This window comes from Nocardiopsis flavescens (assembly GCF_900141985.1).
In the GTDB taxonomy this organism is placed as follows: Bacteria; Actinomycetota; Actinomycetes; order Streptosporangiales; family Streptosporangiaceae; genus Nocardiopsis; species Nocardiopsis flavescens.
Genome location: NZ_FQZK01000010.1, coordinates 63,742 through 82,581 on the forward strand (window position 1 = coordinate 63,742; position 18,840 = coordinate 82,581).

Sequence of the window (18,840 nt, forward strand, 5' to 3'; positions counted from 1 at the left end):
CCCGCGTCGACCCGGCACGCCCCCCTGCCGGAGGTGGTGCTCGCATCCCCCGCCGCAGGCGCCCGGCTGACCGGTGGTCCGGCGGCGGCAACGAAGTTACCGGCAAGTAAATCATGATCCAGGACACAGGGACAGCACCACCGCGTCACTGCGGGCGAAAGCGCGGGGCCCACGGGCGGGCCCCGGCGGGCGGCAACGGGAGCGGGGGCCGCGGCCGGGGGCTCAGCGCCTGCGGCGGACCCGGTCGGACTCGGCCACCAGGCGGTCGATCATGCCCTGGCGCAGCGCCGGGTCGGCGGGGGGCAGTCCGGCGATGTCCGACAGGTAGAGGCCGTCCCCGGCCCGCAGGATGATCTCCGCCAGGACGGGGTCCTCCAGCTCCTCGTGCAGCAGCACGCGCCAGCGGTCGAACAGGCTCAGGACGTGGGCGAAGGCCTCCTCAGGCATGTCGTTGTGGCCGCGCAGCGCCGCGATGATCGCCCAGTAGAGCTCGCGCTCCTCCGGGCTCTGCGGCAGCGAGGTCCGCAGGAAGACGCGGACCACGCCCTCCTCCCCCTCGACGGCCTCGCGGAACTCCTCCTCCGCCAGGACGGACAGGCGCTCGATCAGGCCGGTGAGCATGGCGGCCTTGGAGGGGAAGTGGTAGAGGAGGCCGCCCTTGGACACCGAGGCGGCGCGGGCCACCGCCTCCAGGGTCACCGACGAGTAGCCCTCGCGCACGAGGATCTCCTGGAGGGCGTCGAGGATGCGGTCGCGGGTATCGGAAGCGTTCACGATTGACACTGTACCGGCCGGACGGTACTGTACCGTCTGGACGGTTGAAGAATCCCCGAAGTGCGTCCGCGCACGGACGGTCGACAGCGCTTCCCGTCCCGATCCACCCGTTCCGGCCCGGAGCCCGCCATCCCGCCGGACCCCCGCCCCGGCCTTCCCGGGCACGCGGGAACAGCGACACGTTACGAGGAGAGATGACTTCCGTCACGACCGGAAACGGCAGCGAGCGCGCACGCGACGGCGCCCCGGCCCTGGCAGGCCCCCGCGAGTGGACCGCCCTGGCCGTCCTGGTGCTGCCCGTGATCCTGATCTCGGTGGACTCGACCGTGCTCGGCTTCGCCGTGCCCGCGCTGAGCGAGCACCTGGCGCCCACCGCCGGCCAGCTGCTGTGGATCATCGACGTCTACGGCTTCATCCTGGCCGGCCTGCTGATCACCATGGGCTCGCTCGGCGACCGCATCGGCCGCCGCCGGCTGCTCATGATCGGCTCGGCCGCGTTCGGCGCCGCGTCGCTGCTGGCCGCCTTCGCGCCGACCCCCGAGATCCTCATCGCCGCGCGCGCCCTGCTGGGCGTCGCGGGCGCGTCCCTGATGCCCTCCACCCTGTCCCTGCTGCGCAACATCTTCCTGGACCCGCGCCAGCGGCTGCTGGCCATCGCCCTGTGGGCCTCCGGGTTCTCCGGCGGCGCCGCCCTGGGGCCGATCCTGGGCGGCTGGCTGCTGGAGCACTTCTTCTGGGGCTCGGTGTTCCTGATCAACCTGCCGGTGATGGCGCTGATCCTGGTCCTGGTGCCGCTGCTGGTGCGCGAGTCGCGCAACCCGGGCGCGGGCCGGATCGACGCGGTCAGCGTGCTGCTGTCCCTGGGCGCGATGCTGCCCGCCGTGTACGGGGTCAAGAAGCTCGCGACCGAGGGCCTGTCCGCGGTCCCGGTCGCCTCGCTGGCCGTCGGCCTGGCCCTGGGCTACCTGTTCGTGCGCAGGCAGAAGAAGCTGGACGACCCGCTCATCGACGTGGGGCTGTTCCGCGACCGCGTGTTCAGCGTCGCGGTGGTCACCAACCTGATGATCGTCTTCTCGCTGGTGTCGTCCCTGTTCTTCCTGACCCAGTACCTCCAGCTGGTGCTGGGCATCTCGCCGATGCGGGCCGGGTTCGTCCTGGTCCCGGGCCTGCTGCTGTCGGTCCTGGCCGGGCTGGTGGCGGTGCGCCTGTCGCGCCGGCTGAGCCTGGCCACCGTGGTCGGCGGGTCCCTGCTGGTGACGGCCGCCGGGTTCGCGGTGCTGGTCGTCGCGCCGGTCAACGACGCCACGCTGGGCGTGGCGGTGGTGACCACCGGGTTCGCGCTGATCGCCACCGGCTCCGGGTTCGCCGAGACGCTCACCAACGGAGCGATCATGTCCGCGGCCCCGCCCGAGCGCGCGGGGGCGGCCTCGGCCATCTCCGAGACCGCCTACGAACTGGGCGCGGCCCTGGGCGTGGCCGTGCTGGGCAGCGCGCTGACCGCGTTCTACCGCTCGCACCTGACCGGGCCCGAGGGCGTTCCGGCCGGAGCGGTGGACGCCGCCCGCGAGACCCTGGGCGGCGCCGCGCACAGCGCCACCGACCTGGGCGGGGCTCCCGGGGAGGCGCTGATGGAGGCGGCGCGCACCGCGTTCACCAGCGGGATGCACATGACCAGTGCGATCGCCGTGGCCATCGTGGCGGCGGCGGCCGTCCAGGCGTGGCTGCTGCTGCGCGGCCGGGGCAACCCGGCGGTGGAGCGGCCCGAGCCGCCGGTGCCCGCCGCCACCGGGGCGGCCGAAGCGGCCGCAGGCGCCGGGGAGCGGGCGGCACGCTGACCGAAGGACCCGCGGGACGTCCCGCGGGTCCTTCGCCGTACCGGGGCCCGCTCAGGGCAGGCGCAGCAGTTCCGCCCCGCCGCCCCGCCAGCCGGGCGGGACGACCGCGTAGGCGTCGGCCAGGGCCGCGCCGCGCAGGCTGGCCGGGCGGTCGTGGCCCACCGGGACGGCCGTGCCGTCCTGGACCCGGACGGCGACCAGCCGGGTGTCGCGGGGGTGGGCGGCCACCTCCCCGGCCACCGGGACCGGGCCGGGCCACCAGGAGGGGTCGGGGCGCCCGGTCATCGCGCACAGCAGCGGGACGACCAGGGTCAGGGCCGCCACCAGGGCCGCCCCGGGGTTGCCCGGCAGGCCGGCGATGACGGTGCCGGCCCGGCGCGCCAGCAGCTGCGGGTGCCCCGGCCGACAGGCCACCCCGTCCACCAGGACCTCGGCGCCCAGGTCGGCCAGCACCGCGCGCAGGTGGTCGGCGGGGCCCTTGGAGGAGGAGCCGCACACCACGAGCAGGTCGGCGTCCGCGGCGGCGATCGCCTCCGCCAGGGCCGCGCGGTCGTCGCCCTGGTGGTCCAGCCGGTCCACCCGGCCGCCCGCCCACTCCACGAGCGCGGGCAGCATCGGGCCGATGGCGTCGCGGACGAACCCCTCGCCGGACAGGCCCGAGGTGGTGACCTCGGCACCGGTCACGAGAACCGCGACGCGGGGGGCCAGCACCGGCAGGGTCTCGTGCCCCAGGGAGGCGGCCAGGCCCAGTGCCGCCGGGCCCACGACGGTCCCCCGGGTGAGGACCGTCTCACCCGGCGCGGTCTCCTCCCCCGTCCAGCGCACGTGCCGCCCCGCCTCCGCGGGGCCCGCGACCCGGCCCTGCCGTCGCTCCGCCCTCTCGTACGGCAGGACCGCCTCGGTCCCCTTGGGCACCCGCGCGCCGGTGGCGATCTCCACGGCCTGCCCGGGCGCCAGGCCCGCACCGGCCGCCGGGGCTCCGGCCAGGCTCGTGCCCACCAGTTCCCAGGGGCCGGCGCCGGCCACCGCGAAGCCGTCCATGGCGGCGGCGTCGAACGCCGGGACCCCGGTCAGCGCGCGCACGTCCGCACCCAGCACCGCCCCCGCGGCCCGCGCGAGCGGCACCGCGCGCACGGCCACCGCGGCCCGTCCCCCCGCGGCGCGCGCCCGGTCCCGCGCCGAGGACCAGTCCAGCGATCCCCCGTGGTCCGATCCGCACCCGCCCATGGCGTCGCCCTCCCCCGTCGTCATCGGCCTGACCACCCATTGTCCACCCCGCGGGGCGGCGGAGGGGTTCCCGTCTCCGCCCAGCGTGTGGGCGGGGCCCCACGCAAACCCGATTTGCCGTCTGCCGACTTTCCGCTACAGTTCTAACCAGCGACAGGGCAGCGGCCGAGGGAACGAGGCCGGTCCGGTCGACAAGCGGACGTGGCTCAGCTGGTAGAGCATCACCTTGCCAAGGTGAGGGTCGCGGGTTCGAATCCCGTCGTCCGCTCGGAGGAGACGCGGAAGTGCTCAGGCGCTTGCGTGCAACTCGGTGGAGTGGCCGAGAGGCGAGGCAGCGGCCTGCAAAGCCGTCTACACGGGTTCGAATCCCGTCTCCACCTCCCATCGCTTCGCACGGGCGGTTAGCTCAGTTGGTTAGAGCGCTACCTTGACACGGTAGAGGTCACAGGTTCGAATCCTGTATCGCCCACCCAGCACGACCAGTTCAGGGCATGTTCCGGAGATATCCGGCACATGCCCTTCGCTGTGTCCGGGAGTCGCCCGTTCGTTGCCCCGGCATCACTTCAGGCGGGCAGGCCCCGCGACCGTATGAGCCGTGCGGGACCGGGGACCGAGGCGGACCGGGGAGCACCTGTCCGGAGCACCGGAGAAGCCAGGACCCCGCGTGCTCGCGGAACCGGGCCGCGGGCCGAGGCACCGGGGCCCGTTCCACGACGGCGGCCGACCGCCTTCGGGACGGTCGGCCGCGAGGCCGTCGAGGGGATGCGGTCAGCGGGAGACCGGTTCCCGCGATTCGCCGGCGACCAGGGCGATCCACTCCGAGGCGGGGAAGGCCAGGATCGCCGCCGTCCGGTTACGGGTGTCCCGGACCAGGGTGCTCGGCCCCTCGCTGACCTCGACACAGTGAGCGGCGTCGTTGCTGTAGCTGGACTTGTGCCACATCACAGCAGCCTTCCTAGCAGGGTGGGCGTTTCCCCCAGAGGGAAACAGAGTCCGATCAGGTTTCTCACAGCAGACACTGCGAACGCGGCGCGACCCACCGCCGGAGACGAGGGTGACGGGCCGTACGCGGACGTGAAAAGGGGGCGGTGGGTCAGCGGTCGCCTTCGACGGAGGAGGCCACCAGCGCCGCCCACTCCGAGGCGGAGAAGGTCACGTGTCCCGCTTCGGGGTGGACGCTGTCCCGCACGTCCACCGCCGTCGAACGGTCGCGGACCTGGACGCACTGACCGCCGTTCTGCGAGTAGCTCGACGTGCGCCACTCGTTACTCATCACTGATCTCCTTGAGTCTGCGAAGGGTGTCGTCCACAGGGAGCGCGCTACCGAGAGCGTTGCGGGCGAGTTCCTGCAACCGTTGAACACCCGGGGCTTCGTTGACCACGATAGTCCCGTTCGTGTGCTCGGACGTGGCCACCCGTGAACCGTCGCGAAGCTTGTAGATCTGGAACGGCGACGTCACCCCCGCGAGGATGCTCCCCGCCGACCCCACCGGCACCGCGCAGGACCGCGGTGGTCCCGCGCACCGGACGCGCGGGACCACCTCCGCGCACAGGCGAACCGACTGCGGGAACGATCTGCCGCGGGACAGCGCAGCCGGCACGGCCGGGGACGGGAACCCCGGGCCCCAGACCGCGCCGGACCCGAAAGGGGGATCGACGCTCCGTGGCTAACCGCTCCCGCCGGCGGTAGGAAGGGCGGACACCGAGCAGAAGGAGACGGGCCGTGATAGACCGGGCCGGACTGGCGGCGTTCCTCCGGCACCGCCGGGAGTCGCTGCAACCCGAGGACATCGGACTGCCGCGCGGACAGCGCCGCAGGACCAGCGGGCTGCGCCGCGAGGAGGTCGCCGTGCTCTGCCACATGTCGACCGACTACTACACCCGCCTGGAGCGGGAGCGCGGCCCCCGGCCGTCCGTGCAGATGCTCTCCTCGATCGCCCAGGGACTGCACCTGTCCCTCGACGAACGTGACCACCTGTTCCGCCTGGCCGGGCACAATCCGCCCCCGCGCGGCACGGACAACGAGCACATCAGCCCCGGGCTGCTGCGCATCCTCGACCGCCTGGACGACACCCCCGCCGAGATCGTCACCGAACTCGCGGAAACCCTGCGCCAGAGCCCACTGAGCGTCGCACTCACCGGCGACACGACCCGCTACACCGGCCCGGCCCGCAGCATCGTGTACCGCTGGTTCACCGACCCCGCCACCCGGGGGCTCTACGCGCCCGAAGACCACGAGACGCTCTCGCGGGTGTTCGCCGCGGGCCTGCGCAAGACCGCCGCGCTGCGGGGATCGGCGTCCCGCGCGGGGCACCTCGTCACCCTCCTCCGTTCCCGGAGCGAGGAGTTCCGGCAGGTGTGGGACGACCAGGAGGTCGGTGTCCTCCCCGGTACCGTCAAGCGCTTCATCCACCCCTGGCTCGGCACACTGGAGCTGGACTGCCAGGTGCTGCTCGACCCCCACCAGTCGCACTGCCTGCTCGTCTACACCGCCGCCCCGGGCTCCGAGAGCCACGAGAAGCTGCGGCTGCTCTCCGTCACCGGCCCCCGGGCGGCCCGCACCGGCCGGCGGGGCCGCACGGTTCCCGGAACGGTGTGAGACGGGCCGTCCGGCGTCCGCACCACGGACCCCCGCGGCCCCGGAAGGACACCGGTCGCCCCGGGCCCGGTCCCGGGGCGGGGTCGACCCCCCGCACATCCGCCCCCGGCCACGGGCCGGACACCGGAGCGCGGAGCGGATCCGATGCGGCACGGCCGGGGCACCGGACCGAGAGCGCGCCGGTCACCCGTGTCCTTCCCGCCCCGCGGCGACGGCACGCCCCGAGGGGCCGGTCACACGACGACCACCCGGGGCCCGGCGGCGGCGAGCTCGTCGGCCAGGCCGTCGGCCAGGTCCGAGTCGGTGATGACGCAGTCCACCTCGTCGAGCGCGGCGAAGCGGGCGAAGTGCTCTTCACCGACCTTGGTGTGGTCGGCCAGCAGGACGACCCGGCGCGCCGAACGGATCATCGCCCGCTTGACCTGTGCCTCGGCGGCGCCACGGGTGGTGAGCCCGTGTTCGGCGGACACGCCGTCGGCGGCCATGAAGGCGACGTCGACGCGGGTGTCCTCCAGCGCCTGGAGCACCCACCCCTCCACGGTCACCTGTGTGCGCGCACGCACACGCCCTCCCAGCAGCATCAGGTCGATGTTGCTCCGGGGCATCAGCGTCATCGCAATGGACACCGAGTTGGTGACGACCGTGAGATCGAGCAGGAGCTGCTCGGCGAGCCGTCCCGTGGTGGAGCCCCCGTCGAGGAGGACCGCTCCCCCGGCGGGCACCTCCTCCAGGGCGGCCTCGGCGATGCGCTCCTTCTCGGGGGTCATGTCGCGCCGGCCGAGGGCCGGCTCGAACTTGAGCCGCTCGACCGGGATGGCACCGCCGTGGAGCCGCCGCAGCACCCCGTGGTGTTCGAGGGCGGTCAGGTCGCGCCGCACCGTCTGGTAGGTGACGTCGAAGGCCTCGGCGAGGTCGGCGACCTCCACCCTTCCGTCGCGCCGGGCGCGCTCCAGGATGTGGCGCTGCCGCTCTTCGGCGTACATGTGGCTTCACCTGCGTTTCCATGGGGCTCGGGGGATGCTGGTCGTCGGGGCGGCGCCTCAGGGGTCCCTCCCGGTCGCGCGCCTCCCCGGGACCGGGGAGGCGCCTTCCCACCTGGGATACCTCGGCGTACCCCCGCCCCGGAAACGTCGCCGATCCCATTCTGACGTCTCCATGCGCCGCCTCCCGTGCACGCCCCGGCCCCTCTCCCGTCAGGGGGGTGGCTCTTCGCCACCGCCCGGACCGGCCCCGTCCACGGTGACCGCGCAGGCGCTGCGTTCGGGAGGTCGGAGCGGCTTCTCGGCGGCCGGACGCTCCCCCGGGTCGCGGGTGCCCGCAACCGGGGCGACCAGTGGCGTGTCGGTGCCGGAGGGCCCGTGCACGGTCACCGCGATCCGGGTGCGGCGAGCGGCACCGGACACCCGCACCGGTCGCCGGGCACGGCCGGAGTTCCGAGGGTTCCGCCGCACCACCGCACTGTAACCACCACCACAACACAAACGAACATAAAGCAATATACTGAACAACCCAAAGCAACTCATCCCCACAGTGCCGAACGGCGTGCCCCCTACCGCCGTGTCCTCCCGGCGAGGGGTGGGTCCCCGGCAGGAACCCGCCGTGGCCTGCGCGAACAGCAACGATGGAAAGAGCGGTCGTCCCCATGCCCCCTTTCGGTCCCGACACCGCCGCGTGGATCCGTGAGACCGCCAAATGGCTCCTGGGCATGGAGATCCCCTCGGCCGACCCCGCCGCGATGCGTCAGTTGGCCGCCCACCAGGATCACGTCGCCGCCACCCTCGAACAGCTCAAGGACCTGCTCTCCCAGGTCCGCCGACGGGTCCGCGCCGACTTCTCCAGCACCGCCGCCGACCACTACGACACCTCCCTCGCCCAGTTCACCACCGGCGACAACGACTACATCGGCTCCGGGGCCAGAACCGCCCGCAACTCCTCCCGCGCCCTCGGCGACGGAGCCGCCAACGCCGAGTACATGCACTGGATGGCCTTCGGCCAGCTCCTCCAGCTCCTCATCGAGATCGCCTGGTGCATCGCGATGGCGAAGTGGACGATGGGCGCGTCGTACGCGTGGATCCCCTGGTTCAAGTACATCCGCTCCGTCGCCATCCAGCGCGTCCTCGCCTGGCTCCTGCTCACCGCACCCTCGCACCAGATCACCGAACAGCTCTTCGCGTCGCTCGACTCCGTCATCCAGCGCGCCCAGATCGACGCCGGCACCCGCAGGTTCCACGACAGGGAGATGACCCGCCTGACCCACGGCGGCGCCGGCCTGTCCGGCCTCATCTCCGCCGGGTTCTCCGGCGTCGTCGACGGCCTCTTCAGCCACCAGGTCCGCGACCTGCTGCGCACCAACCTGGACACCCTCGCCAGCGTCCCCCCGCCGCCCCGCCTCGACGCCCCTCCGCCGGACCGCCCCGACACGGACACCGGTCCCGGCCCCGGTCCCGTGCCCGGCCCGGACATCAACCGCGATCTCGCCGGGGTCTTCGCCTCCTACGAACGCGACCTCGCCGCGACCTTCAACCCTCCCGCGGGCAGGACCGGCTTCGACAACCCCTTCATCAACAAGGACTTCCGCGACGACCTCGCCGGGGTCTTCGCCACCCACTACGGCCCACTCCTGGGAACCACCGGCGCCCGGGCCCTCGGCAACGGCTACGCCGACACCCTCATGGCCCACTGGGGCCGCCCCGACCTCGCCCACCGCCTGGCCGGGCTCCTGCACGGAACGCCCCTGCCTCCCCAGACCCGCGCCCACCTCGCGCACACCGTCCCGACCGTCCTGACCGACGGCATGGGCGACTACATGACGCGCCCCCTCGTCAGAGCCGAGGTCCTCGGTGCCGGCGCGGCCTCCGGCGCCCTGGAGGGCTACCTCGGCGAAGGCACCGCGAACGCCCTGCTCACCGACGAGGGCTGGAAGGCCAACGGCCACTCCGCAACCGCCGGCGCCTTCCAGTCCACCTTCCAGGGCGTCACCGTCGACGGCGCCCTGTCCGCCATCGACCGCCTCCACCGCCCGCAGGCCCCGCCGCCGCCACCCGCCGAGCCCGGCACCACCGGGAACGATGAGAGCAGCGAAAGCGCCGGCGGCGACGGCCACGGGGACGACCCGGCCCCCGCAGACCGCCCCGACCCCGGCGGCACCGCTCCGGGCACCGGCGCCGTCCGCATCGACGCCGCCGCTCCTCCCGGCACCCGGCTCCACACCCCCGCCGGCGGCGACGCCCCGCACGGCCGCGCCGACGACGGTCGTGCGGACACCGCCCAGGGCACGGCCTCCGACGCCACACGCGACGGGTCCCCCGCTCCCCCCGTGGCCGCAGGGGAGCACCTCGACCGCTCCGCGCCCACGGGCGCGCAAGCCCTGGGCGGCGAACGGCCCACCGCACCGGGACAGAGCCCACCGGACGTCCCGCGCGCCCGCGGCACCGGCTCCGGTGCCGTGCCCCACGCGGCCCCCGTACCGGCCGCGCCCGTGTCCCCCGCCGCGCCAGTCCAGCAACACGCACCGAACACGCCCGCGGGTCCCGCCACAGGTGCCACCGCGAACGGCACCGCCGCTCCCGGCGCACCGGCCGACGCGCGGAACCGGCCGGTCCCGGCCCCCGACCGGGGCGGCCTCCAGACCGGTGGCCACGCCGGTTCCGACGGACCCGCCTCCGCGGACCCCGCCGACGGGCCCCCGGTCCGCACCTCCGGCACCGCCGCCCCGGTCACCCGGGGAGAAGACGACGGCGCGGGGCGCGCCCATGGCTCCGCCGACACCGCAAGCGCCACCGTGTCCGGGGCGCCCGTGCCCGTGTCCAGGCCGGGACACGGAGACGTCTCCTCCGCGTCTTCCGGAACACCGTCCGAAGAGGACCCCGGTAACGGCGCGCCCGACGCGGAACGCCCGCAGCGGGAGGCCCTCTCCCGGCCGCCTGAAAGCACCGTCACCGGAGACCCCGGACCGGCGGACCCGGCCGACGCGTCCGGTGCCGGACGCGCACCGGGCCGCGACGGCGCGGAAGACGACTTCTACGGCCCCTCCGTACCCGCGCGCCCCGCCCCTGGCGACCCCGACGACCCCTGGAACGGCAACCCGCCGACCACACCCGACTTCAGCGTTCTCGCGGACCCCAAGTCCGCCAAGGAGCAGCCCCGCACGATCGCAGAGGCCATCGCCCACCTCACCGACCCCGGCTACGGCCCCCGCGACCTCGACACCATCGGACGCGGCACCGGTGAGGACACCCGGGTCTTCACCATGGACCTCGACGACCCCGACGGCAGCGGCGACGGTGCGGGGGACAGCGGCGACCCCGAGAACCTCCCCGACGCACCGCAGTGGCAGGACGCGTACGCCCCCTTCCTCGACTTCCCGGCGGACGCGGTGACCTTCCCTCCGGATCACGGCTTCCCGCCGCCCGGCACGTTCGAGGACCCCCTCCAGGGACTCGGCGAGGGGGACGTGCTCGGCGGCGGCTTCCCCTCCTTCCTCGATACCGGGTGGACCCACGGCCGCCGGGAGAACGGCCCCGTCGCCCCTCTGGACGACACGGGCGCACCCGACGAGGGGCCGCTCTTCGTCACCGACGACGAGAACACCCACGATCTCGGGGAGCACGACCCCATCGCCCTCCTGGACGAGCTGGGCGTGTTCGACTCCCTGGACGCGGACGACCCGTTCGGGTTCCTCCAGGACGACACGGACATGCTCGGGGGCCGGGACCCCCTCCCCTCCGTCCCCGGACCCGTGACCGCCCCTGCCTGGTCTCCGCCGGTGGTGCCCTCCGACGGCGGCGGAGACGCCACCGCCGCACCTCGCGACGCCCGGACGGTCCAGGCCGTCGACCGCGTCACCACCCTGAGCGACGGCCAGTTCGAGATCCTCGTCGCCCTGGGAGCCGGGCGCACCGACGAGGAGATCACCGCACGACCCGGCTGGACCCCGCACCGGTTCGCCCTCGCCCTGAGGGGCATCGCCGCCGCGCTGGGCCTGGCGGTACACGACCGCGCGGGGGCGGCGGCCGTCGCCGTCGCCGCCGGACTCACCGACGACACCGACCCCGCCGCCCTGTCACCGGAGCAGCGGATACAGCGCGCCCGCACCCGCCTCCCCTTCCTGCGCGAAGACCAGCGCCAGGTCCTCACCCACCGTGCGCAGGGGCTCGAACTCGGCCGGATCGCCGAACGGCTCCACATGTCCCAGGAGTCGGTCAGGGCCCGCCTCAGCGGTCTCGTGCGCCGCCTGGGCGTGGACGGCCGCGCCGAGGCGGTCGCCGCCGCTGAAATCTCCGGCCTGGTGGCGCCGGTGCCGCACGCCGAGCAGGCGGTGGCGCCGGTGCTGACCGCCGAGCAGGCGGCTCAGGCCGTCCGCCGCATCACCACCCTGAGCGACAACGAATTCGTCCTCCTCGTCGCCCTGGGGGCCGGTCGCAGTGATGAGGAGATCACCGCACGATCCGGCTGGACACCCCAGGGGATCGCCATCTCCCTACGGGGCATCGCCGACTCCCTGGGCCTGGAGACGGGCGGCCGGGAGGCCGTGGCGGCCATCGCCGTCGCGGCGGGGCTCGACGACGACACCGCCCCCGACGGCCTGACACCCGGGCAACGACGGGAGCGCGCCCGCACCCGCATCCGCTTCCTGCGCGAAGACCAGCGCCAGGCCCTCGTCCTCCACGCGCAGGGGCTCGAACGCGACCGGATCGCCGAACGGCTCCGCCTCTCCCGGGAGACGGTCAAGACCCTCCTCACCCGCCTTCCCTACCGCCTCGGGGTGATCGGCCGCGAGGAGGCGTCCGCGACGTCCCGCACCACCGACCCGGTGGTCCCGCCCCGGGCCACCGCCGAGCGGCCGTCCCGGGCCGCCGACGGCATCACCACCCTGAGCGACGGCCGGTTCGAGATCCTCGTCGCCCTGGGTGCCGGTCACAGCGACGAGGAGATCACCGCCCGGCCCGGCTGGACCCCGCACCGGCTCGCCACCGCCCTGAGGGGCCTCTACGGCTCGCTGGGTCTGGAAGCGGGCGACCGCGCCGGGGCGGCGGCCGTCGCCGCCGCGGCCAGACTCACCGACGACACCGCCTCCAACGCCATGACCCCCGAACAACGGGTACAGCGCGCCCGCACCCGCGTTCCCCTCCTGCGCGAAGACCAGAGTCGGCTTCTCGGCCTCCACGCGCAGGGACTCGACCCCGGACGGATCGCCGAACGGCTGGACATGCCGGAGAACACGGTGAGAACGCACCTCAACCGCCTCGCGCACCGCCTCGGCGTGGTCGGCCGCAGCGAGGTGGCCGCGGTCGCCCGCGCCGCCGGACCGGCGGTCCCGACCGTCGCGGCGTCCCGTACCACCGACGCGGCGGGCCCGCCGCCGGCCACCGCCGAGCGGTCGGCCTTGGCCGCCGACCGCATCACCACCCTGAGCGACGGCCAGTTCGAGCTTCTCGTCGCGCTGGGAGCCGGGCGGACCATCGAGGAGATCACCGCCCGGCCCGAGTGGACGCCGCGCAGGCTCACCGTCATGCTCAGGGGCCTCACCGAATCCCTGGGGCTGGGGGCGGAGGCCAGCACGGACGCCGCCGCCGTCGCCGCCGCGGCCGGACTCACCGACGACACCGACCCCGCCGCCCTGTCACCGGAGCAGCGGATACAGCGCGCCCGCACCCGCATCCCCTTCCTACGTGAAAACCAGCGCCAGGTCCTCGCCCTCCACGCGCAGGGACTCGAAGCCGGGCGGATCGCCGAACGGCTCCAGCTGACCCAGAACGTGGTCAAGAACGACCTCACCCGCCTTGCCCACCGCCTCGGGGTGGCCGGCCGCGGCGAGGCGGTCGCAGCCGCCGCGGCCGCCGGGTGGGCGACCGCCGGCCCGGCTTCCGCCCGGCCCGCACGGGCCCGAGCGGTGCCCACTCAGTCGGCACCGGCCCCAGCGGCTCCCACCCCCGACCGGATCGCCCGGGCCGTCGACCGGATCAACACTCTGAACGACCCCGAATACGGGGTCATGATCCATCTGGGCGCCGGGCTGGACGCGGTCGAGATCGCCACCCGCCTCGGGGCGAGCAGAAGCACCGTGGCCAACCAGATCCGCAGTATCGTCCGCACCCTGGGGCTGGACGGTCCCGGGCACGTGCCCGCCGTCCTGGCCGCCGCAGGCCTCACCCCCGCCTCCCACGGTCCGCGGGCCGCCGCAGGCCCCGCTCTCGACAACGAGGACGGACGGGGCACCTCGGACAGCGACGACAGCGACGACGACCTCTACGACGCCGACGACCACCCCCGCGACCGCCACGCGCGCGGCCCCCGCGACGACGACCCGCCCGCACCGCCGACAGGCGGTGGCACCGCCGGCACCGCACCCTCCGCACCGCCGCCGGCAACCGGAAGCGGCGGTGCCACCGCCGCGGACCGCTCGACCGGCGGTTCCTCCACCCGCCGCGGCGCCGGCCCCGGCAACCGCACCCGGCAGGGACCCCCGCCCGCCGACAGCGGCCCCGGCGCCACCGCCCCCTCCGTTCCGGTTCGGCGGGAGTCCGCGCGACCGCCCACCGAACCGGGCCCCGCAGCACCGGGGTCCACCACCGCCGACGGCACCGCGGGGCCGTCCACCGCGACGTCCGGCCACGACATCGTCGAACTGTTCAGCGCCACCCTCAACCCCCCGCCCGTCTCCCCGGTACCCGCCGACGACCCGGACGACGACTTCTACGGCCCCGCGCCGACGGCGCCCGCGCGGGAGCCGGCCCCGGCCGACCCCGACGATCCGTGGGGCGGCAAACCTCCGACCGGGCCCGACCTCGGGGCGCTCGTCGCCGCCGGCAAGAAGAACGACGAACGGCCGCCGACGGTCGAGGACGTCATCGCCGACCTCACCTACCGCTACCGGATAGAGGACATCGGACACCACAGCGCCCAGGACGCCCGGACCCAGGTCTTCATGGCGGGCCACCACCACCGGCGCCGCAGGGGCCACCGCACCGAGGCCGAGCCCTCGGACCCGTACGGGGGCGCGTACGGCTACGGGCCGGCCGTGGAGCCGGAATCGGCCTACCCCGAGGGGACACGGGTGTCCCGGTACCCCACGGAGCCCGTCTACGGCCAGGTCCCCCCGGCGTACGGGTACACGCAAGGCTCCACCGAGGCCCCTGGCACCTACCCGGACGCCCACGGCGAGGAGCCCGCGGCCTCGCACGAGGAGGACGCGCAGGAGTCGGACGGAGACCGGGACGGGCGGATGGAAACGCTCACGCTGTGGAACCGGACCTTCTCCGGTGTCGAGGACCTCGTCGCCGCCACCGGATCCGATGTGCTGGACCAGCAGGACCTGGTCACCGACGGCTCCGACGGCAGTACCGCGCTCATGCGCTTCGAGAACGGCGTGCAGGCGGTCTACAAGGACACCGAGGGGGCCACCTTCTCCCGTCACCGTGCCGACGCCGAGCAGCTCGCCTCCCTGGTGGGCCGCGCCATCGGCGCCAATGTGCCCGGTGTGCTGCGCGTCGGTGAGACCGAGGTGTTCATGCACTTCATGCACGGCGAATCCGGGTTCGCACACCTGGACGATCCGCGGTCACCGCTCCTGACCACCCGGGACGGGTACGTGCTGGGCCTGCTGGACGTGCTGGTCGCCAACGGCGACCGCAACCCGGGCAACTGGCTGGACCAGGGCGACGGGCACGTCGCGGGCATCGACCACGGCAAGGCCTGGTTCAAGTACGAGTACACGCCGGAGGACCCCACCGACCTGGACGGGCTGGCCTACACCGACGGGATGCGGCCCTTCTACGACTTCGACGCCAAGGCGTGGATCGCCAACCCGCTGACCCGGGCCGACATCCGGCTGCTGCGCTCCCGGCTCACGCAGGTCTCCGCCGACTTCGACCACCTGGGCCGGACCGACTGGTTCGACGAGATGACGGCGCGCTTCGACATGCTCGCCCACAACGCGCGGGGGACCGCCGGCCTTCTCACCGGGAGCGGCCGATGACCCGCGTGCTCTACGTCCAGGACCGCCGCACACGGCGGTCGCGGCCTTTCCTGACGCTGCACGACGACGGCACCCTCACCGGCCACGACGCGGCGACGGCCGAGGCCATCCCGCGTATGCGCGCCACACGCGGCTGGTCCGGCGAACGGATATTCGAGGACTGGGCGGCGCGGTCCAACGCCTACGTCCGCTACTTCGAGGAACCCGGGTGAGCGCCGCCGGGCCGCAGCGGGATTCCCCGCCCGACGCGCCGAAGGGCCGGCAAGGACCGGGCCGGCGCACCGCGGCCGCGACCACGGGGCCCGGGAGGCGAGCCCTCCATTTCCGCTGACCGGCGGTGCCGCCGACGCGGGGGCGGCGCCCGGGACGGGCCCCGTTCCCGCCGTTCGGCGGTGCCGCCGGCGCGTCCCCGGGCGCGCCCGGGGACGCGCCCACGGGAAAGGGGCCGGGCCGCGCGCCCAGGCCGGTCGCACGGCCGACACCCGAGGGCGGAGCACGGTCCCGCGGTGACAGCGGCCACAGGACGAACACGGAACACCCACAAGCGAATATGGTAGAAATTAAGCGAAGCGGAAAAACAACACAAGACAACATGCGGCGCACGAGGCCGCGCGTCTTCGACTCCGCTTCCCCCTTCCTCCGTGAGTCCCCGCTGCGGCTCCCGCCGAGCGACCCCCTCTCCCCCGGCTCCGGTGGAAACGGCCCGGGCACGCCGACGCGTGTCGACGGCCCTCCCCGCGGCGACGGCGCCGACCGGCGCCCCCGCGAGGCGGGCACGAGGGTCGCGACCGGCGGCGCTCGACCCGACTGCCGGAGGACGAGCGGGTGAGGGGTGCCTCGTCAGCACAGAGAACACCACGGTTCAGGGCCGCCCGGTATCCGGGACGGCCCGGACGAGGACAGAAGGAGCGGAACGGGCGATGAGCGGTTGGGAAGAGCGGAACGAACGAGAACTGGCCCGGCTCCAGCGGACGCTCCGCGAAGTAGAGGACGCGAGCGCGACCCTGGAGGAGGCGACCGAGGAGGCCGTGTCCAAGAACCGCCTCGTCGCGGCGACGGTGGACGCGACCGGTGATCTGGTCGACCTCAAGTTCCACACCCAGTCCTACCGGGACATGGCGCCCACGGAGCTGGCGAGCGCCATCAAGGACGTCGTCAACCGCGCGCGGGCGCGGATGGCCGACCGCGTGACGGAGCTGTACCGGCCCTTCGCCCCGGAGGGCATCGACATGGGCGAGGTCATGAAGGGCACCTTCGACACCGGAGCCCTCTTCCGCGGCCTCGGTGTGGAACCGCCCCGGTAGGCACGGGACCGGTACCCGGTCCACCCCGCGGTGCGCGCCCACGACACTTCCGACAGGAGAGAGCATGCCCAGATACGACGGCCCCGGCGGCAGCGGCTCCGGCGATTCCCTCTACGTCGCGCCGGAGGCACTGGCGCGCGACGGGCGGTACATCCACGAGCCGGCCGACAGGATGGACGCCCTGGTCGAGTGGTACGAGTCCGTGCGCCGGCCCCTGGGAACCCCGTGGGGCGAGGGAGACGACTTCGCCCGGCAGATGAACGACGTGCTGCAACCGCTGGAGGAGAACCTCATGCTGTATCTGAGGAGCACCGCCGGCCTCCTGCGCAGCACCTCCGAAAGAACCGAGGGCACCGCGCGGAACTACGCGAACGCCGACGAGGACGCCGAGAACCGCGCGCAGCGGATCGGCGACGAGGTTCCCGGCGGCCTCCCGGGCCGGCGGTAGCCGACCGCGTGCGCCGTCCCGGGACGGGCGGCGCCGCCCGGCGGGTGCCGGCGCGAGGCGGCGCCCCTCCCCCGGCGCAGCGGTGTTCCCGGCGCCCGCGCTCCGGGGCGGCCCGCGGGCCCCTCGCCGGCGGTGCGCCCGGAGGCGGACGGCCGAGCCGGGGATCGGGGAGGCCTGGATACGCCCCCGGCCTCCCCCGAGGATCGACGCCATCACCCGAGGACGGAAGGACCGGGACATTGACTGATCTGTCGGGCAAGGTGGCCGTCGCCACGAGTTCGTCCCGCGGGATCGGCAGCGCGATCGTGCAGCGCTACGCGTGGCTGGGGGCGAGCGTGGTGATCGCCTACTCCACGGACGAGGACGGTGCGCTGCACACGCTGGAGGAGGTCGAAGCGGCCGGGGGCCGCGGGATCGTGGTGCGGGCGGACGTGGCGTCGCCGGCCGGGCTGGACGCGTTGTACGCGACCGCGGTCGACACGTTCGGGCGCCTCGACATCGTCGTCGCCAACGCCGGGGAGGAGGTCGCCGACCGGCCGGTGGCGGAGGTCACCGAGGAGCAGTTCGACCGGCTGTTCGCGGTCAACGCCAAGGGCGCGTTCTTCGCCCTCCAGAAGGCGGCGAGGCTGGTCTCCGACGGGGGCCGGCTGATCTACGTCGGATCGGGCACGACCACGGGACCGCGCCCGGGGACGGGACTGTACTCGTCGTCCAAGCGGGTCGCCGAACACCTGGTGCGGGTCCTCGCCATGGAGCTGAGCCCCAGGAACGTCACGGTGAACACCATCCTGCCCGCCGTGGCCCTCGGCGCCGGGGTGCCGACCGGCGCGGCGGCGGGAGGCGGGTTCCACCACACGGCCCGGTTCCCACCGCTCGGCGGACGCGGCGACGGCCCCGAGGACGTCGCCGACGCCGCCGAGTACCTCGCGGGCGAGCTGGCGGGCCGGGTCAGCGGCCAGTCCCTGGTCGTCTCGGGCGGCGCGCCGCGGTGACCGCGCCCCCCTTCCCGGGCGCCGCCGCCGGTGTCCTTCCCGAGGCCGTGCGACCGTCACGCCGTCGTTCGCCGGTTCGGGAGCCGGTGACGACGACGCGGCACGCCTCCCGGTCCCCACGCCCTGTCCCCTGAGCCGTAGGCGGAGGCGCCGCTCCCCGGCGAGAGGGCGCTCCCTCGGCCGAGGAAGCGGTCGCGGATCTCGTAGTCGTCCGCCGCAGCCCTTCACCGGCGGGGTGTTGCGACGACCGCCGGAACTCAGGCCCCCGGTGGGGGCCGGACCCCTCCTGCCGCCGCCGCTTTCACCGCGGTCCGCGTCGCCGCTCCCCGCGTCCGGGAGCGGGGGCCGCGGGGCGGGCGGTGGCACGGCGGGCGCGGCGCGGCCACCCGTCGTGCCACCGCACCGGGGACGCCCCTCTTCGCCCCGGACACCGTTCCGCGGACCGGGGCGGACGCCCGCGCAAGTGACGCCGTGTCACCGTCGTACCCGTAGGCGGGTCACATCGGATCGGTGACGCTGCGCCACTGACCGGTGACCGCTCCGCCGGGTTGGATCGGAGATACCGGGTTCGCCCCCGGGAGGGCCCGCTCCCCCGCGGTCCCGACGGAGAACCTCCAGCGTCCCCGAGAACGAAGGAGAGGCACGACATGGCACCGCCCGCCCCCCGCACGGACAGGAACCTCT

The 18,840-nt window shown here is 74.4% G+C and carries 13 protein-coding genes and 3 tRNA genes; 10 read left to right on the forward strand and 6 right to left on the reverse strand.

The window, feature by feature from the left end; translation table 11 throughout:
- Positions 1-222: 222 nt before the first annotated feature.
- Positions 223-774: a TetR/AcrR family transcriptional regulator gene (locus tag BUE45_RS17140; RefSeq protein WP_073380356.1), complete on the reverse strand. Its 552-nt coding sequence runs from the start codon at positions 772-774 to the stop codon at positions 223-225.
- Between the two features lie 194 nt (positions 775-968).
- On the opposite strand from BUE45_RS17140, the gene BUE45_RS17145 reads away from it, so the two are divergent.
- Positions 969-2,609, forward strand: a complete 1,641-nt coding sequence (locus BUE45_RS17145) for an MFS transporter (protein WP_073380357.1) — start codon at positions 969-971, stop codon at positions 2,607-2,609.
- Positions 2,610-2,660: 51 nt separating this feature from the next.
- Here BUE45_RS17145 and BUE45_RS17150 read toward each other — a convergent pair whose 3' ends face one another.
- Entirely contained in the window at positions 2,661-3,860 is a 1,200-nt protein-coding gene (locus BUE45_RS17150) for a molybdopterin molybdotransferase MoeA (protein WP_394328519.1), read from the reverse strand.
- Between the two features lie 171 nt (positions 3,861-4,031).
- Here BUE45_RS17150 and BUE45_RS17155 point away from each other — a divergent pair.
- The 3 genes from BUE45_RS17155 to BUE45_RS17165 all read left to right on the forward strand — a co-directional run bounded on the left by BUE45_RS17155 (position 4,032) and on the right by BUE45_RS17165 (position 4,305).
- Positions 4,032-4,104 (forward strand) — tRNA-Gly (locus BUE45_RS17155).
- Between the two features lie 41 nt (positions 4,105-4,145).
- A tRNA-Cys gene (locus tag BUE45_RS17160) sits at positions 4,146-4,216 on the forward strand.
- A gap of 15 nt (positions 4,217-4,231) precedes the next feature.
- Positions 4,232-4,305, forward strand: a tRNA-Val gene (locus tag BUE45_RS17165).
- A 299-nt stretch (positions 4,306-4,604) separates the two neighbouring features.
- Here the strand turns inward: BUE45_RS17165 and BUE45_RS17170 are convergent.
- The 3 genes from BUE45_RS17170 to BUE45_RS34010 form a co-directional block, all read right to left on the reverse strand.
- The gene (locus BUE45_RS17170) at positions 4,605-4,778 is read right to left on the reverse strand and encodes a DUF397 domain-containing protein (RefSeq protein WP_394328521.1); all 174 of its coding nucleotides are present in this window, start codon (positions 4,776-4,778) and stop codon (positions 4,605-4,607) included.
- A gap of 151 nt (positions 4,779-4,929) precedes the next feature.
- A complete protein-coding gene (locus tag BUE45_RS17175; protein ID WP_073380359.1) occupies positions 4,930-5,109 on the reverse strand; it encodes a DUF397 domain-containing protein in 180 nt (59 codons plus the stop codon).
- Positions 5,102-5,437 carry a Scr1 family TA system antitoxin-like transcriptional regulator gene (locus tag BUE45_RS34010; RefSeq protein WP_342746027.1) on the reverse strand — a complete coding sequence of 112 codons (336 nt, stop codon included), beginning with the start codon at positions 5,435-5,437 and terminating at the stop codon, positions 5,102-5,104. Before BUE45_RS34010 ends, BUE45_RS17175 begins: the two co-directional genes overlap by 8 nt.
- 122 nt (positions 5,438-5,559) lie before the next feature.
- Between BUE45_RS34010 and BUE45_RS17185 the strand changes: the two genes are divergently transcribed.
- A complete protein-coding gene (locus tag BUE45_RS17185) occupies positions 5,560-6,435 on the forward strand; it encodes a helix-turn-helix transcriptional regulator (protein ID WP_073380360.1) in 876 nt (291 codons plus the stop codon).
- 233 nt (positions 6,436-6,668) lie between these two features.
- On the opposite strand, the gene BUE45_RS17190 is transcribed toward BUE45_RS17185, so the two are convergent.
- Positions 6,669-7,418, reverse strand: a complete 750-nt coding sequence (locus BUE45_RS17190; RefSeq protein ID WP_073380361.1) for a DeoR/GlpR family DNA-binding transcription regulator — start codon at positions 7,416-7,418, stop codon at positions 6,669-6,671.
- 659 nt (positions 7,419-8,077) lie between these two features.
- Here BUE45_RS17190 and BUE45_RS17195 point away from each other — a divergent pair.
- The 5 genes from BUE45_RS17195 (at position 8,078) to BUE45_RS17215 (ending at position 18,156) form a co-directional block, all read left to right on the forward strand.
- A complete protein-coding gene (locus BUE45_RS17195; RefSeq protein WP_073380362.1) occupies positions 8,078-15,412 on the forward strand; it encodes a LuxR C-terminal-related transcriptional regulator in 7,335 nt (2,444 codons plus the stop codon).
- Entirely contained in the window at positions 15,409-15,624 is a 216-nt protein-coding gene (locus BUE45_RS17200; protein ID WP_073380363.1) for a hypothetical protein, read from the forward strand. The genes BUE45_RS17195 and BUE45_RS17200 overlap by 4 nt, the downstream gene beginning before the upstream one ends.
- A gap of 708 nt (positions 15,625-16,332) precedes the next feature.
- On the forward strand, positions 16,333-16,716 hold the full coding sequence (locus BUE45_RS17205; RefSeq protein WP_073380364.1) for a YbaB/EbfC family nucleoid-associated protein: 384 nt from the start codon (positions 16,333-16,335) through the stop codon (positions 16,714-16,716).
- A gap of 64 nt (positions 16,717-16,780) precedes the next feature.
- Positions 16,781-17,164: a hypothetical protein gene (locus tag BUE45_RS17210; RefSeq protein ID WP_073380365.1), complete on the forward strand. Its 384-nt coding sequence runs from the start codon at positions 16,781-16,783 to the stop codon at positions 17,162-17,164.
- Positions 17,165-17,403: 239 nt separating this feature from the next.
- Positions 17,404-18,156, forward strand: coding sequence for an SDR family oxidoreductase (locus BUE45_RS17215; protein ID WP_073380366.1), 753 nt, complete (start codon positions 17,404-17,406; stop codon positions 18,154-18,156).
- Positions 18,157-18,840 lie beyond the last annotated feature (684 nt).